Origin of the sequence: Pseudomonas sp. NIBRBAC000502773 (assembly GCF_006517195.1) — a bacterium.
Lineage (GTDB): Bacteria > Pseudomonadota > Gammaproteobacteria > Pseudomonadales > Pseudomonadaceae > Aquipseudomonas > Aquipseudomonas marginalis.
This window is the reverse complement of the sequence record NZ_CP041189.1, coordinates 447,835-464,420: the sequence shown is the minus strand read 5'-3', so window position 1 is coordinate 464,420 and position 16,586 is coordinate 447,835. Positions and strand designations below refer to the sequence as shown.

12 protein-coding genes are annotated in these 16,586 nt (G+C 63.6%); 2 read left to right on the top strand and 10 right to left on the bottom strand.

Translation table 11 applies throughout. From position 1 onward, the window contains the following. Window positions 1-2 precede the first annotated feature (2 nt). Both NIBR502773_RS01905 and NIBR502773_RS01900 read left to right on the top strand, forming a co-directional pair. Window positions 3-1,211, top strand: a complete 1,209-nt coding sequence (locus NIBR502773_RS01905) for an amino acid deaminase (RefSeq protein WP_141155208.1) — start codon at window positions 3-5, stop codon at window positions 1,209-1,211. A 10-nt stretch (window positions 1,212-1,221) separates the two neighbouring features. Next, a complete protein-coding gene (locus NIBR502773_RS01900) occupies window positions 1,222-2,133 on the top strand; it encodes a sugar kinase (RefSeq protein ID WP_108572844.1) in 912 nt (303 codons plus the stop codon). Between the two features lie 82 nt (window positions 2,134-2,215). On the opposite strand, the gene NIBR502773_RS01895 is transcribed toward NIBR502773_RS01900, so the two are convergent. The 10 genes from NIBR502773_RS01895 to NIBR502773_RS01850 all read right to left on the bottom strand — a co-directional run bounded on the left by NIBR502773_RS01895 (window position 2,216) and on the right by NIBR502773_RS01850 (window position 16,566). Continuing rightward, window positions 2,216-2,491 carry a peptidylprolyl isomerase gene (locus tag NIBR502773_RS01895; RefSeq protein WP_010564624.1) on the bottom strand — a complete coding sequence of 92 codons (276 nt, stop codon included), beginning with the start codon at window positions 2,489-2,491 and terminating at the stop codon, window positions 2,216-2,218. 31 nt (window positions 2,492-2,522) lie between these two features. Beyond that, a complete protein-coding gene (locus NIBR502773_RS01890; protein WP_141155207.1) occupies window positions 2,523-5,030 on the bottom strand; it encodes a PAS domain-containing protein in 2,508 nt (835 codons plus the stop codon). A gap of 134 nt (window positions 5,031-5,164) precedes the next feature. Next, entirely contained in the window at window positions 5,165-7,123 is a 1,959-nt protein-coding gene (locus NIBR502773_RS01885; RefSeq protein WP_141155206.1) for an acetoacetate--CoA ligase, read from the bottom strand. 61 nt (window positions 7,124-7,184) lie between these two features. Continuing rightward, entirely contained in the window at window positions 7,185-7,958 is a 774-nt protein-coding gene (locus tag NIBR502773_RS01880) for a 3-hydroxybutyrate dehydrogenase (RefSeq protein ID WP_141155205.1), read from the bottom strand. Window positions 7,959-7,965: 7 nt separating this feature from the next. Next, window positions 7,966-9,357 (bottom strand): GntP family permease, encoded by a 1,392-nt coding sequence (locus tag NIBR502773_RS01875; protein ID WP_141155204.1) that lies wholly within the window; start codon window positions 9,355-9,357, stop codon window positions 7,966-7,968. Between the two features lie 293 nt (window positions 9,358-9,650). Then, on the bottom strand, window positions 9,651-11,042 hold the full coding sequence (locus NIBR502773_RS01870) for a sigma-54-dependent Fis family transcriptional regulator (RefSeq protein WP_141155203.1): 1,392 nt from the start codon (window positions 11,040-11,042) through the stop codon (window positions 9,651-9,653). Next, window positions 11,039-12,613: an ABC transporter ATP-binding protein gene (locus NIBR502773_RS01865; RefSeq protein WP_141155202.1), complete on the bottom strand. Its 1,575-nt coding sequence runs from the start codon at window positions 12,611-12,613 to the stop codon at window positions 11,039-11,041. The genes NIBR502773_RS01870 and NIBR502773_RS01865 overlap by 4 nt, the downstream gene beginning before the upstream one ends. A gap of 10 nt (window positions 12,614-12,623) precedes the next feature. Then, a complete protein-coding gene (locus tag NIBR502773_RS01860) occupies window positions 12,624-13,646 on the bottom strand; it encodes an ABC transporter permease (protein WP_065927157.1) in 1,023 nt (340 codons plus the stop codon). Further along, a complete protein-coding gene (locus NIBR502773_RS01855; RefSeq protein WP_027608619.1) occupies window positions 13,646-14,707 on the bottom strand; it encodes a microcin C ABC transporter permease YejB in 1,062 nt (353 codons plus the stop codon). Before NIBR502773_RS01855 ends, NIBR502773_RS01860 begins: the two co-directional genes overlap by 1 nt. Next, the gene (locus tag NIBR502773_RS01850; RefSeq protein WP_141155201.1) at window positions 14,707-16,566 is read right to left on the bottom strand and encodes an extracellular solute-binding protein; all 1,860 of its coding nucleotides are present in this window, start codon (window positions 16,564-16,566) and stop codon (window positions 14,707-14,709) included. Before NIBR502773_RS01850 ends, NIBR502773_RS01855 begins: the two co-directional genes overlap by 1 nt. Window positions 16,567-16,586 lie beyond the last annotated feature (20 nt).

The following is a 16,586-nucleotide window of genomic DNA, read 5'->3' as shown; positions in this document are numbered from 1 at the left end:
TCATGTCTGCCATCAATGCCGTTGAAAAGGGCGCCGCCGCCGTCGGTGCCCACCTGGTCCGCGACGTCAGCCTGCCCGCCCTGGTGCTGCACCGCGACGCCCTGGAACACAACATTCGCTGGATGCAGGACTTTGTCAGCAACAGCGGCGCGGAACTGGCGCCCCACGGCAAGACCAGCATGATGCCGGCATTGTTCCAGCGCCAGCTTGCCGCGGGCGCCTGGGGCATCACCCTGGCCAACGCGGTGCAGACCCGCGCCGCCTATGCCGGTGGCGTGCGCCGGGTGCTGATGGCCAACCAGTTGGTGGGCGCACCGAACATGGCGTTGATCGCCGACCTGCTGGCCGACAAGGATTTTGACTTCCACTGCATGGTCGACCACCCGGACAACGTCGCCGACCTGGGCCTGTTCTTCGCCGCCCGTGGCCTGCGCCTGAACGTGATGATCGAATACGGCGTGGTCGGCGGCCGTTGCGGTTGTCGCAGCGAGCAGGAAGTGCGCGACCTGGCCAAGGCGATCAAGGCCCAACCGGCCCTGGCCCTCACCGGTATCGAAGGCTACGAAGGGGTGATCCACGGCGAGCACGCCATCAGTGGCATCCGCGACTTCGCCGCGAGCCTGGTGCGCCTGGCCGTGGACCTGCAAAACAATGGGGCCTTCGACCTGCCCAAGCCTATTATCACGGCGTCGGGGTCGGCCTGGTACGACCTGATCGCCGAGTCCTTCGAAACCCAAAACGCCGCCGGCCGTTTCCTCAGCGTATTGCGCCCCGGCAGCTATGTGGCCCACGACCATGGCATCTACAAAGAGGCGCAGTGCTGCGTGCTCGACCGTCGCGGCGACCTCCAGGAAGGCCTGCGTCCGGCCCTGGAAGTCTGGGCCCATGTGCAATCGTTGCCTGAGCCGGGGTTTGCGGTGATCGCCCTGGGCAAGCGCGACGTGGCCTACGACGCCGGTTTGCCGGTGCCGCTTAAACGCTATCGCGCCGGGATCCTGCCGGCGGAAGGCGATGATGTGAGCGCCTGCACCGTCACCGCCGTGATGGACCAGCACGCGTTCATGACCGTCGCGGCAGGTGTCGAGCTGCGCATCGGCGACATCATTTCCTTCGGCACCTCGCACCCTTGCCTGACCTTCGACAAGTGGCAGGTCGGCTGCCTGGTGGATGAGCAGTTGCGGGTGATCGAGTCCCTGGAAACCCGTTTCTGAGTGTAAAGCCATGACCACCACCCACCCCCGCATCGCCCTGATCGGCGAATGCATGATCGAATTGCAACACCGCGCCGACGGCAGCCTGCAACAGAGCTTCGGCGGCGACACCCTGAACGCGGCGGTGTACCTGCGCCGTGAGCTGGGGGATATCGGTACGGTGGACTATGTCACCGCCTTGGGCGATGACAGCTTCAGCGACGCCATGTGTGCGCACTGGGCCGAAGAAGGCCTGGGGCTGGAGCGGGTCCAGCGCCTGCCCGGACGTTTGCCCGGCTTGTACTGCATCCAGACCGATGCCAACGGCGAGCGCAAATTCCTCTACTGGCGCAACGAAGCGGCCGTGCGCGACTGCTTTACCACGCCGGCGGCTGCCCCGATCCTGGCGGCATTGCCGGACTACAACGTGGTGTATTTCAGCGGCATTACCCTGGCGGTGCTGGGTGAAGTCGGGCGCCAGCGCCTGCTCGAAGTCCTGATCGAAACCCGCCGACGGGGCGGTGCAGTGGTGTTCGACAACAACTACCGGCCACGGCTCTGGGCCACGGTGGACGTTGCCCGCGAGGCTTATCGCAGCGTACTGGCCGAGGTGGATATCGCCTTGCTGACCGAGGATGACGAACGCGCGTTGTTTGGTTATGCCGACAGCGAACAGGTATTCGCGGCGTACCCGGCGATTGCGGAAGTGGTGCTCAAGCGCGGTGCGGATGCGTGTTTGATCCGTTGCGACGGCGAGCGCCTTGCCGTGCCGGCGCTGAAGGTGGAGAAGGTGGTGGACACCACTGCGGCGGGGGATTCGTTCAGTGCGGCGTACCTGGCCAGTCGGCTCAAGGGTGGTTCGCCCCAGGAGGCGGCGTTGGCCGGGCATCGATTGGCGAGCCGGGTTATCCAGGTGCCGGGTGCGCTGATCCCCAGGGAGTAGGTGAATGGCCGCCTGCGGCGGATCGGGAGCAAACCCCCTGTGGGAGGGGGCTTGCCCACGATAGCGGCCTTAAGCCAAAGCCTCAATCCCGGTAAAACACCTGCACCAGGTGATACCCGAACTTGCTCTTGATCGGCCCGTGCACCACCTTCACCGGTTTCTTGAAGATCACCGCATCGATCACCCCGACCATCTGCCCAGGCCGCACTTCACCCAAGTCGCCGCCGCGCTTGCCGGACGGGCACGTGGAGTACTTCTTGGCCAGCACATCAAAGGCTTCGCCCTTGGCAATGCGCTGCTTGAGCTGTTCGGCTTCTTCGCTGGTTTTCACCAGGATATGGCGGGCTTGGGCTTTCATCGATCTCTACCAGGTGTGCGACGGCGCGCGATTATGCCTGAACTGAATCATCGATGCTGATCATGCTGCGGATTTTGGTCGCCAGCAGGTCGATGGAAAACGGCTTGGCGACCATGTCCATGCCGTCCTCCAGGAAGCCCTGGCGTTCGGCGGCTTTCTCCGCGTAGCCGGTCATGAACAGCACCTTGAGCCCCGGCCGATGCTGGCGGGCGATCTCCGCCAGTTGGCGGCCGTTCATGCCGGGCAGGCCGACGTCGGTCACCAGCAGGTCCACGCGCAAGTCCGACTCCAGCAACGGCAGCGCTGCACGCGCGTCCGCCGCCTGGTGCGCGGTATAGCCCAACTCGTCGAGCACATTGACCACCAGCATGCGCACCGCCGGGTCATCCTCGACCACCACCACCGCTTCGCCGGCAAGGGCCAGCGGGACTTCGCCCAGATGGGCGGGCTGGCTGCTTTCCAGGGAAGTGCCGTGCAGGCGCGGCAGATACAGGCGCACGCAAGTGCCCTGGCCCGGTTCGCTCTGGATGGTCACGTGGCCACCGGACTGCTGGGCAAACCCATAGATCATCGACAGCCCCAGGCCAGTGCCCTGGCCGATGGGCTTGGTGGTGAAGAACGGGTCAAACGCCTTGGCGAGAATCTTCGGCGCCATGCCGCTGCCGTTGTCACACACGCCGAGCATCACGTAGTCGCCGGCCCTGACCGGTTCGAGGGTGGTGATATCGGTGCCGTCCAGGTAACTGTTGGCGGTTTCGATCAGCAGTTCGCCGCCATCGGGCATGGCGTCGCGTGCGTTGATCACCAGGTTGAGCAGGGCGTTTTCCAGTTGGCTGGCGTCGGTGTTGACCGGCCAGATGTCGCGGCCCAGTTGCACCTTGAGCGTGATATGCGCGCCCTTGGTGCGCTGGAACAGCTCCTCCAGGGACGCTACCAACTGGTTCGGATCCAGCGGGCGAAGGTCCAGCGACTGGCGCCGCGAAAACGCCAGCAGGCGGTGGGTGAGGGCGGCCGCGCGATGGGCCGAGGACACGGCGGCGTCGGTAAAGCGGCCGATCTCGTCGCTGCGCCCGGCGGCGATGTAGCGCTGCATCAGGTCCAGGCTGCCGATGATGCCGGTGAGCATATTATTGAAATCGTGGGCGATACCGCCGGTGAGCTGGCCCACCGCTTCCATCTTCTGCGCATGGCGCAGGGCATCTTCGGCGCGCTCGCGCTCGAACATCTCGTTTTGCAGGCGTTCGTTGGCTTCGGCCAGCGCCTGGGTGCGCTGGGCCACGCGCTCCTCAAGGTTCTCGTTGAGGTGGCGCAGGGCTTCTTCGGTGAGTTTGCGTTCGGTTTCATCGATGACAAAGATGTAGAAACCGTTCACCGAGCCGTCATTGCTGAAGCGCGGCAGGTATTTCATCAACGCATGGCGCGGGCGGCCATCGCGATGGGGGGTGACGGTCATGAAACTGCAGGCCTTGCCCCTGAGCGCAGCGGCGATCTTGTCCTCGCGCCCGGCGTACACATCGTCGCCGAGCACCTCGCGGATGGTCTTGCCGTACAGCTCCTGGGGCGTCAGGCCGTACCAGTCGAGGTAGGCACTGTTGTTCAGGCGAAAACGCTGCTCGTGGTCGACGTAACCGATCAGCACCGGCATGGCGTTGATGATCAACTGCAGTTCGGTCTGGCTCTGGCGCAGGGCCTGCTCGGTGTTTTTGCGCTCGGTGAGGTCCAGTGCCGCGCCGAGGAAGCGCGCGGGGCGGCCTTGATGATCCTTGTAGCAACGGCCCCGGGCGAACACCCAGCGCACCTGGCCGTCGGCCTGTTGCAGGCGATATTCCTCGGCGTATTCAGTGCCGAAGGTGATGCAATGCTTGATGCTGCGCGCCACCATGCCGCGGTCTTCGGGGTGTACGCCTTGCAGGTAGTCGCTGATCGGCAACCGGCTGGCGTCGCTTGGATCAACCCCGTGCAGGTAGGCGAAGTGCGCGTCGGCGATAAAGCGGTCTTCGCCAATGTCCCAGTCCCAGGTGCCCACCGCATCGGTGGCGGCCAGGGCCAGTTGCAGGCGTTGTTCGGTGTTGTGCTGGGCCTTGCGCCGTTCGTTGGTTTCGATGGCCGTGACCAGGATGCCGGCCACATTGGCGCTTTCATCGCGGATCGGGCTGTAGGTCAGGTCCAGCCAGATTTCGGTGTCGCGATTGTTGCGTTGCAGGACAAAACGCTGCTCGCTGAAGGTGCGCACCTGGCCGGTCAGCACGGCGTCGTAGATCGGCGCAGTGAAGCTTTCGAGTTCCGGCCAGGTCTGGTGCGCCGGCTGGCCCATGGCGTCCGGGTGTTTATTGCCCGCCAGCAGGGCGAAGCCGTCGTTGTAGAGCTGGGTGAGTTCGCTGCCCCACAGCAGGAGCATCGGCATCGGTGAGTGGATGACAATGTCCACGGCTGTGCGCAGGCTTTGCGGCCAATCATTGGCCTCACCGAGGGGGCTGTGCGCCCAGTCCAGCCGCGCAATCAATGCAGCGGCTTCGCTGCCGGTGGTTGTTTCCTTCATAAAAAGCCCTGAGCGTAACGCTTTGAAAAATGACAACACCCATTATCCCGTGGGACACCGATGGGTGACTACCCTCGAAAAATAGCATGCATTGAGGGTTTGTCTTCAAATGAGTGCGGCAGGGCTGAAACCTTTCATCTTTCCGCCAGTTCGGGGCGGTCGCGGAATTGCTCCAGGGCCTGCGGGTTGGCCAGTGCGTCGGTATTCTTCACCGGCTCGCCGTGCACCACGTTGCGCACCGCCAGTTCGACGATCTTGCCGCTGATGGTGCGGGGGATATCGCTGACGGCGAGGATCTTCGCCGGCACATGGCGCGGCGTGGTGTTGGCGCGGATCACCTGGCGGATCTGTTGCGCCAGGGCCTCATCCAGTTCGATGCCGTCATCCAGGCGCACAAACAGCACCACCCGCACATCGTCCTGCCAGCGTTGGCCGATGGCCAGGCTTTCCAGCACCTGCGGGACTTTTTCCACCTGGCGATAAATCTCCGCAGTGCCGATGCGCACGCCGCCGGGGTTGAGCACTGCGTCGGAGCGGCCGTGAATTAGCAGGCTGCCGTTGGGGCGTAGCTCGGCGTAGTCGCCCTGGGCCCACACGCCCGGAAACTGGCTGAAATACGAGGCGCGCAGCTTCTTCTGGTGCGGGTCGTTCCACAAGCCGATGGGCATTGCCGGGAAATGCCGGGTGCACACCAGTTCGCCTTTTTCCCCGACCAACGGTTGGCCCTGGTCGTCCCACACCTCGATGGCCATCGCCAGGCTCTTGCATTGCATTTCCCCGCGCCGCACCGGCAACACCGGATTGCCGATCACAAAGCAGGAGACGATATCGGTGCCACCGGACATCGAGGACAGGCACAACTCGGCCTTGATCTCGCGGTACACGTAGTCGTAGCTCTGGGGCGACAAGGGCGAGCCGGTGGAAATAAGGCCCTTGAGGCTGCCGAGGTCGTGGCTCAGGCGCGGTTGCAGCCCGGCCTTTTCCAGGGTGGCGAGGAATTTGGGGCTGGTGCCGAACACGCTGATCTTTTCCGCGTCGATCAGGTCGATCAAGCGTTCCGGGCCAGGGTGAAACGGCGAGCCGTCATACAGCACCGCCGTGGCGCCGATGGCCAGCACCGAAACCAGCCAGTTCCACATCATCCAGCCGCAGGTGGTGTAGTAGAACAGGCAGTCCTCGCGGGAGATATCCGCGTGCAGGCCGTGTTCCTTGAGGTGGGTGAGCAGCACGCCGCCGGTGCCGTGGATGATGCATTTGGGCACGCCGGTGGTGCCGCTGGAATAAAGGATATACAGCGGATGGTCGAACGGCACCGCGACGAACTCAGGCTCGCCGCCGGGTTGGTAGAAGTCGTTCCACAGGGCGACGCGGGCCTGGGTCTGATAGTCCTCGACGCAGGCCTGGGGCCGTGCGTACGGGACGATGATCAATTGTTCCAGGGACGGCAGGCGTTCGAGGATTTCATTGAGCTTGACGCTTTGATCGATGGTTTTACCGGCATAGCGGTAGCCGGCGCAGGTGATCAGCACCTTGGGCTCGATCTGGCCGAAGCGGTCGATGACGCCTTGGGTGCCGAAGTCTGGCGAGGAGCACGACCAGATCGCGCCCAGGCTGGTGGTGGCAAGCATACCGACCAGGGTTTGCCAGGTATTGGGCATGCACGCGGCGACCCGGTCCCCCCTGCCGACACCGGCCGCCCGCAGGCTGTCCTGCAGGCCGGCGACGTGGGCGGCCAGTTCGGCGTAGGTCAGTTGTTCGCGCTGGCCGTCCTCGCTGATCGCCACCACCGCCGGGTGATCGTCGCGTCGGCGCAGCAGGTGTTCGGCAAAATTCAGGGTCGCGCCGGGAAACCACTGGGCGCTGGGCATCTCGACGTCTTCGATGAGCACTGCACTGGGCGGGCTGCGAAACTGCACATCGAAGAACGTGACGATCGCCTGCCAGAAGTCCGGGCGCTGGTCGATGCTCCACTGGTGCAGGGCCGGATAGTCGCTGAGCTGCACGCCGTGGCGATCATTGATAAAGCGCCGGAACTGGTCCATCCGCGTGGTGCGGATGCGTTCGGGGGAAGGTTGCCAGAGGATTTCGGACATCAGCACGGTCTCTTGTTCTTCTGCAGGTTTTCCAAACTATAGAGTTCTAATGTGTCTGGCCTTATTGGGCCAGCCAGCCGCCATCAATGTTCCACGCCGCCCCCCGTACCTGGGCCCCGGCCTCGCTGCACAAGAACAGCACCAGCTCACCCAGCTGCGACGGCGTCACGAACTCCAGGGACGGCTGTTTCTCCGCCAGCAGATCATGTTGCGCCTGCTGCGGATCGACGCCGTTGGCCACGCGATCATCAATCTGCTTCTGCACCAGCGGCGTCAGCACCCAGCCGGGGCAGATCGCGTTGCAGGTCACGTTGCTGGTGGCGGTCTCCAGGCCCACCACCTTGGTCAAGCCGATCACGCCGTGCTTGGCCGCCACGTACGCGGCCTTGCCCACCGAGCCGACCTGGCCGTGCACTGAGGCGATGTTGACGATACGCCCCCAGCCCTTGGCCTTCATGCCCGGCAGGCTCAAGCGCGTGCTGTGGAACACCGAGGACAGGTTGATCGCGATGATCGCGTCCCAGCGTTCCACCGGGAAGTCCTCCACCGCCGCCACATGCTGGATACCGGCGTTGTTGACCAGGATGTCGACACCGCCGAACTCACGCTCGGCGTAGGTCAGCATGTCGGCAATCTGCGCCGGGTCGCTGACGTCCGCCGGGTGGTGGCCGACCTTGCCGCCAAACGCCTGCACCTGGGCGACCACCGCGCTGGCGTCGCCGAAGCCGTTGAGGATCAGGTTGGCACCGGCCTTGGCCAGGCTCAGGGCGATACCCAGGCCGATGCCGCTGGTGGAGCCGGTGACCAGGGCGGTCTTGCTGTTCAAAGTCGTCATGAAAACCTCACACAATGCCGGTGGCGTAGAAAGTACCGATCACCACGAACACCGCGAGGGTCTTGATGATCGTGATGCCGAAAATGTCCTTGTAGGCTTCGCGGTGGGTCAGGCCGGTCACCGCCAGCAGGGTGATCACCGCGCCGTTGTGGGGCAGGGTGTCCATGCCGCCGCTGGCCATGGCCGCGACCCGGTGCAGCACTTCAAGGGGAATATTGGCCGCATGGGCCGCCGTAATAAAGCTCTCGGACATGGCCGCCAGGGCGATGCTCATGCCACCGGACGCGGAGCCGGTGATACCGGCCAGCAGGGTCACGGTGATCGCTTCGTTGACCAGCGGGTTGGGGATGCCCTTGAGCCAGTCCGCCAGCACCAGGAAGCCCGGCAGCGAAGCGATCACCGCGCCGAAGCCATATTCGGAGGCGGTGTTCATCGCCGCCAGCAATGCGCCGCTGACTGCGCTTTTGCTGCCGTCGGCGAGCTTACTTTTGATCGCCGACCAGCCGAATACCAGCACCATGATGATGCCCACCAGCAACGCCGCCTGCACCGCCCAGATCGCCGTGAGCTTGGCGATTTCAGTGGTCACCGGCGCGCTCATGCCTGGCAGGCTGAGGCTGTGGGTCTTGCCATACCACTGTGGGATCCAGTGGGTGAACAGCAGGTTCATCACGCCCACCAGGATCAGCGGCGACAGCGCGATCCACGGGTTGGGCAGGGCAATGTTCTCGGCGGTCTCAGGCTCGTTGCGCAGCTCGGTGCCGTAGCCTTCACCGGCGCGCTGGGCCTTGTTGCGCTGGCGCGCCAGGTAGAGCATGCCGGCGCAGAACACGAAAATCGTGCCGATCAGCCCCAGCCACGGCGCGGCCCAGGCGGTGGTGTTGAAGAAGGTGCTGGGGATGATGTTCTGGATCTGCGGCGTGCCGGGCAGGGCGTCCATGGTGAACGAGAACGCACCGAGGGCGATGGTCGCCGGGATCAGGCGCTTGGGGATATTGCTCTGGCGGAACATCTCCGCCGCAAACGGGTACACCGCAAACACCACCACAAACAGCGACACGCCGCCGTAGGTGAGCAGGGCGCAGACCAGCACGATCACCAGCATCGCCTGGCGCGTGCCGAGCAAACGGATCGCCGCCGCCACGATAGAACGCGAGAAACCTGACAGCTCGATCAGCTTGCCGAACACCGCACCGAGCAGGAACACCGGGAAATACAGTTTGATAAAGCCGACCATTTTCTCCATGAACACCCCGGTAAAGGCAGGGGCGACGGCGGACGGGTCGGTGAGCAGCACGGCGCCGAGGGCGGCGATGGGGGCAAACAGGATAACGCTATAGCCACGGTAGGCAGCCAGCATCAGCAACGCGAGCGCTGCCAGGGCAATGATCACACTCATGGTGTGTCTCCATCGGATTGTTATTGTTGTGGGTGAAGCGGTGGGGAGGGCTATAGCGAGATGTGTGCCATGTTTTCAAGCTGTTGAAATATATGGATATTTTTTAATTTCTTTGGAGTGTTTTTGAATGCTGTCTCAATTTAGAGACAAATGAAGACCAAATGTGGGAGGGGGCTTGCTCCCGATAGCGGTGCATCAGCCAGCACATGTGTTGACTGATGCACCGCTATCGGGAGCAAGCCCCCTCCCACATGGGTTGTCTTTTTATGGAGAACTTTGTCTCTATTTTGAGACTAGGCGATACCCAGCGCCACCATCTTCTTGTACAACGTCGACCGCCCCAGCCCCAATCGCCTGGCCGCCTCCACCACATTCCCGTCACACGCCTCGAGCGCCGCCGCAATCACCTGCCGATCAAACCGCTCCCGCGCCGCCGCAAACGTCTCACCCTCAACCGTGTCCACCGCACCGCGTTCCACCGGGCTGAACGTGCCAATCGCCGCACGAATGTCCCGGGCGTTCAGCACCAGGTCATCGCTCAACAACGCCGCGCGCTCCAGCACGTTGCGCAGCTCGCGGATATTTCCCGGCCACGCATGTTGCGCCAACAGCGCCAGGGCTTCGCGGTCCAGTTCATGCTGGCTGCGCAGTTCCTCGAGGATCGCTTCGCTCAGCGCCGGAATGTCCTCCAGCCGCTCACGCAGCGGCGGCACCTGGATCGGCAATACGTTCAGGCGGTAATACAGGTCCGCGCGGAACTCACCGCGCTTGATCGCCGCTTCCAGGTCCATGGAGGTGGCCGCGATCACCCGCACATCGCTGTGCAGCATTTCGTTGGAACCCACCGGTTCGAATTCCTTTTCCTGCAACACCCGCAGCAGTTTGCTTTGCAGCGGCAGCGGCATATCGCCGATTTCATCGAGGAACAGCGTGCCGCCCTGGGCAATCTGGAACTTGCCCGGACGGCCCTTGCGATCGGCACCGGTAAAGGCGCCCGGCGCGGTGCCGAAGAACTCGGCTTCCAGCAGATCATGGGGAATCGCCGCGCTGTTGATGCTGACAAACGCCTTGTGCGCACGCGGTGAGGCGCCGTGGATCGCCTGGGCGAGCAATTCCTTGCCGGTACCGGTCTCGCCCAGCAGCAGCACCGGTGACTCGGCGCTTGCGCTGCGCCGGGCACGGCGTTTGACTTCCAGGCTGGCGGCGCTGGTGCCGATAAAGTGCGCAAAGTTGTACTTGCTCTGGCGTGAGCGCAGCAACGAGCGGGTGGAGGCCAGTTCCTGCTGCATGCTCAGGTAGCGTTCGATCAGCGGCGACAGGTTGCGCAGCTCATCGAACAAGGCAAAGCCAATCGCACCGATCACGGCACCGGCGTCGTTGTGGATCGGCAGGCGCATCACCACCAGCGGGCCTTTGGGGGTGTCCTGGATGTCCAGCAGAATCGGCCGGTCGGTGCGCACCACCTGGCGCAACAGGCTGTTGGAAATCACCTGCTCGCACGGCTGGCCGATGGCTTCATCGGCACTGTTGAGGCCGAAGCGCTTGGCGTAGCGCTCGTTCATCCAGACAATATTGGCGTCGCGGTCGACAATCACCGTGCCTTCGCTGGACTGCTCGATGATCTCGAACAGCGACTGGATCGCCAGGCCGCGAACCTGTTGGTAGTCCGTCAGGCTGGTACTCATGACGACAGCCCGCCGGCCGCCGCCAGGAGTTCTTTGGTATACGGGTGCTGCGGCGCTTCGAAAACGTCATGGCTCGGCCCGCGCTCGACCACCTTGCCGTCCTTGATCACGATCATGTCATGGGCCATGGCGCGCACCACGGCGAGGTCATGGCTGATAAACAGGTAGGTCAGGCCGTACTTTTCCTGCAATTCACGCAGCAACGCTACGACCTGCTTCTGCACCGTACGGTCCAGTGCCGAGGTCGGTTCATCCAGCAGCATCAGCGCCGGCTTGAGCACCAGCGCGCGGGCGATGGCGATGCGTTGGCGCTGGCCGCCGGAGAACTCATGGGGGAAGCGATGGCGGCTGGCGGGGTCGAGGCCCACGTCCTTGAGCACCTGGATCACTTGCGCATCGCGCTCGGCCAGGCTGCACGGCGCATGCACCTCCAGGCCTTCGCTGATGATCTGCTGCACCGACATGCGCGGGCTGAGGCTGCCGTAGGGGTCCTGGAAGACCACCTGCATCTGCTTGCGCCACGGGCGCATCTGCTTGTGGTTGAGCGGGTCGAGGGCCTCGCCCTGGAAGCGGATGCTGCCGGTGGAATCCAGCAGGCGCAGGATCGCCTGGCCGAGGGTCGACTTGCCCGAACCGGACTCGCCGACAATCCCCAGGGTCTTGCCGCGCTGCACGCTGAGGCTGATGCCATCCACCGCGCGCAGGTAGGTCTTGCGCCGGAACAGACCGCCGCCCAGGGGGAATTGCACGCTCAGGTCGTGCACGTCCAGCACGGTCTCCCGTGGCTCGCTGCACAGCACATCGCCGGACGGCTCGGCGTCCAGCAGCAGGCGGCTGTAGGGATGTTGCGGTGCTGTGAACAAGGTCTCGCAGTCGGCCTGCTCGACAATCTCCCCGGCGTGCATCACGCACACCCGCTGGGCAATGCTGCGCACCAGGTTGAGATCATGGCTGATCAGCAGCAGCGACATGCCCAGGCGGTGTTGCAGGGACTTGAGCAGCAGCAGGATCTTGCGCTGCACGGTCACGTCGAGGGCGGTGGTGGGCTCGTCGGCGATCAGCAGTTCCGGCTCACAGGCCAGGGCCATGGCGATCATCACCCGTTGGCGCTGGCCGCCGGAGAGTTGGTGCGGATAAGCCTTGAGGCGTTCCTGGGGTTTCTGGATACCCACCAACTGCAGCAATTCGAGGATGCGCGCCTGCGCCGCCTTGCCGCCCAGGCCCTTGTGCAGCAGCAAGGTTTCGCCGATCTGTTTTTCGATGCTGTGCAGCGGGTTGAGGGAGGTCATCGGCTCCTGGAAGATCATCGCAATGCGGTTGCCGCGCAGTTTCTGCAAGGTCGACGCCGAGGCGCCGACCAGTTCCTGGCCGCGATATTTCACGGAGCCACGGGTTTCAGTACCGGCTTCGGGCAGCAGTTGCAGAATCGAATGGGCGGTCACCGACTTGCCGGAGCCGGACTCACCCACCAGCGCCAGGCACTCGCCGGGGCGTACATCCAGGCTCAGGTTGCGTACCACGGTCTGGCCGCTGAAGGCGACGCTGAGATCGCGGATTTCGATCAGGTTCATACGCAGTCACTCATGAGCGTGGGTCGAAGGCATCACGTAATGCCTCGCCGATAAAGACCAGCAGCGACAGGATCAGCGCCAAGGTGAAAAACGCCGTCAGGCCCAGCCACGGCGCTTGCAGGTTCTGCTTGCCCTGGGCAATCAGCTCGCCCAGTGACGCACTGCCCGCAGGCATGCCGAAACCGAGGAAGTCCAGGGCGCTCAGGGTGGAAATCGCCCCGGTGAGGATGAACGGCAGGTAGCTCAAGGTGGCGGTCATGGCGTTGGGCAGGATATGCCGGCGAATGATCTTGCCGTCGCCCAGGCCCAGGGCCCGTGCGGCCTTGACGTACTCCAGGTTGCGCCCGCGCAGGAACTCGGCGCGCACCACATCCACCAGGGCCAGCCAGGAAAACAGCGCCATGATCCCCAGCAACCACCAGAAGTTCGGCTCGACAAACCCCGACAGGATGATCAGCAGGTACAGCACCGGCAGCCCGGACCACACTTCAAGGATGCGTTGGCCGAGCAGATCCACCCAGCCGCCGTAATAGCCCTGCAAGGCCCCGGCGGCGATGCCGATGGTGGCGCTGATCGCCGTGAGTGCCAGGGCAAACAGGATCGACACCCGCGCACCGAAGATCACCCGCGCCAGCACATCCCGCGACTGGTCATCGGTACCCAGCCAGTTCACCGTCGAGGGCGGGCTGGGGGCCGGGCGGGTCAGTTCGTAGTTGGGCGTGTCGTCGCTGAACGGGATGGGCGGGAACAGCATCCAGCCGCCGTCCTGCTTGATCAGCTTTTGCACGTAGTCACTGCGGTAATCGGCCTGGAACGGCAGTTGCCCGCCGAACTGCTGCTCGGTGTAGCGCTTGAACGCCGGGAAATACAGCTCGTTCTTGTAACTGAGCACCAAGGGCTTGTCGTTGGCGATCAACTCGCCGCCCAGGGTCAGGATAAACAGCCCGATAAACAGCCACAGCGACCACCAGCCGCGACGGTTTTTCTTGAAGCGTTCGAAACGCCGACGGGCCACGGGAGACAGGTTAAGCATCAGGCGTTCCTCGCGGCGAAGTCGATACGCGGGTCCACCAGGGTGTAGCAGAGGTCGCCGATCAGTTTTATCAGCAGGCCAAACAAGGTGAAGATAAACAGCGAGCCAAACACCACCGGGTAGTCCCGGGACACGGCCGCTTCGTAGCTCATGCGGCCGAGGCCATCGAGGGAAAAAATCACCTCGATCAACAGCGAACCGGCAAAGAACACACTGATGAACGCCTGGGGAATCCCCGAGATCACCAGCAGCATGGCGTTGCGAAACACATGGCCGTACAGCACCCGGCGTTCGCTCAGGCCCTTGGCACGGGCGGTCACTACGTACTGGCGCGTGATTTCATTGAGGAACGAGTTTTTAGTCAGGATGGTCAGGGTGGCGAACCCGCCGATCACCAGCGCACTGACCGGCAGCACCAGGTGCCAGAAGTAGTCGGCGATCTTGCCCACGGTGCTCAGCTCGGCGAAGTTTTCCGAGACCAGCCCGCGCACCGGAAACCAGTTCAATGACGTGCCTCCGGCGAACACCACGATCAGGAACATCGCGAACAGGAACGCCGGCATCGCGTAGCCAATCACAATGGCGGTGCTGCTCCACACATCAAAACTGCTGCCATGGCGCACCGCCTTGCGAATGCCCAGGGGGATCGACACCAGGTAGGTGATCAGCGTGGCCCAGAGGCCGAGGGAAATGGTCACCGGCATTTTTTCCAGGATCAGGTCGATCACGGTGGCGCCGCGAAAGAAGCTGTTGCCGAAATCCAGCTGGGCGTAGCTCTTGAGCATCAGCCACAGGCGTTCCGGCGCGGGCTTGTCGAAGCCGTATTGTTTTTCGATGTCCTTGATCAGTTTCGGGTCCAGGCCACGGCTGGCACGGGAGCCGCTGCTGACACCGTCGCCGGATGAGCCGCCGACCGCGCCGCCGCCGATGCCCTGCAAGTGGGCGATGGCTTGTTCCACCGGTCCGCCGGGGGCGGCCTGGACGATCACGAAGTTGACCAGCAGGATGATCACCAGCGTCGGGATGATCAGCAGCAGGCGCCGCACGATATAGGCAAACATCAGCGAGCTCCCGCGCGTTTTTTCAACTCGGCATTCATTTGTTCATTGGTCAGCGGGGTAGGGCTGATTTCCCACCAGGTTTCCAGGGCTTCATCATTCCTGGCCTCGATGGCCGGACGGCCGAAGCGGTTCCACCACGCGGCGGAGGTGCCGGGCGGGTAGTAATTGGGGATCCACAGGTAATTCCATTGCAGCACCCGGTCCAAGGCATGGGCATAGGTAAGCATCTGCGCCTGGGTGTCGGCCTTGACCAGGCCCTTGATCAGGCTGTCGACGGCCGGGTCCTTGAGCACCATGTAGTTGTTGGCGCCCGGATCGAATGCGGCGCTCGAGCCGAAGTAGTTGTACAGCTCCATGCCGGGCGAGGTGGTGACCGGGAAGCCGGTGACGATCATGTCGTAGTCGCGGGCCATCAGGCGGTTGACGTATTGCGAAGAGTCGATGCGGCGGATGTTCAAGGTAATGCCGATCTGTGCGAGGTTGCGTTTGTACGGCAACAGCAGGCGTTCCAGGCCGTTCTGGGCATTGAGGAAGGTGAACTCCAGCGGCTCGCCCTCGGCATTGACCAGTTTGTCGCCGTCTGGCTTCCAGCCGGCTTCTTCCAGCAGGGCCAGGGCTTGCAACTGTTTGTCGCGGATCATGCCGCTGCCATCGGTGACCGGGGCCTTGAACACCTGGGTGAATACCTCGTCGGGAATCTGCCCGCGCAAGGGTTCGAGAATCGCCAGTTCTTCCGGGGTGGGCAGCTGGGTGGCGGCCAACGGGCTGTTGGAGAAGTAGCTTTGCTGGCGGATGTACAGGTTGCGCATCATCTGCCGATTGGCCCATTCGAAGTCCCACAGCATCGCCAGGGCCTGGCGCACGCGACGGTCCTTGAACATTGGTTTTTGCACATTGAACACATAACCCTGGGCCGGTTGCGGCATGTCCTTGGCCAAGTGCGCGCGTTGCAGGCGGCCATCGTCCAGGGCCGGGCCGTTGTAGCCGATGGAATAGCCGGTGGCGGAAAACTCTCGGTTGAAGTCGTAGGCGCCACCGCGCAGTACCTGGCGGGCCACTTCGGTGTCGCCGAAGTACTCCAGGCTAAGGTGATCGAAGTTGTACAGGCCACGGCTGACGGGCAGGTCCTTGCCCCACCAGTCGGGGTCGCGGGTAAAGGTGATGGTGCTGCCCGAGTCGATCTTGCCGACCTTGTACGGGCCGCTGCCCAGGGGGGCTTCGTAGCCGCCGCCGTTGGCGAAGTCGCGGGTTTTCCACCAGTGCTCGGGAAACACCGGCAGGGTGGCGACATCCAGGGGCAGGGTGCGGTTTTCATTGCTGGAGAAATCAAAACGGACCTGGCGCGGGCCTTCGACTTCGACGTGCTTGACGTCGGCGAACAGCGTGCGAAAGCGCAGGCTGCCTTGGGTCATCAGCAGGTTGAAGCTGTAGCGCACGTCTTCGGCGGTGATCGGCTTGCCATCGGCAAAGCGCGCCTTGGGGTTGAGGAAGAAGCGCAGGGACAGGCCGTCCTCCGCGCGTTCCATCTTCTCGGCCACCAGGCCATACACCGTATAGGGCTCATCCAGGGAACGCAGGGCCAGGGGCGCATACAACCAGCCGTCGACCTGGGAGACGCCGATGCCTTTGTCGATATACGGCAGCACATGGTCGAAACGCCCGATCTCCAGCGCCGAGCGCCGCAGGCTGCCGCCCTTGGGGGCGTTGGGGTTGGCGTAGTCGAAATGGCTGAAATCGGCGGGATACTTGGCCGGTTCGCCGTACACGGTCATGGACGGTTGGGGCGCCGCGATCACGGCGCTGCTGGCCAGCAGCAGGGCCAGGGAGGTACTGAACAGTCTGGAAAAAGCCAATCGCATTGTCAGCCTTGAACGCCGGG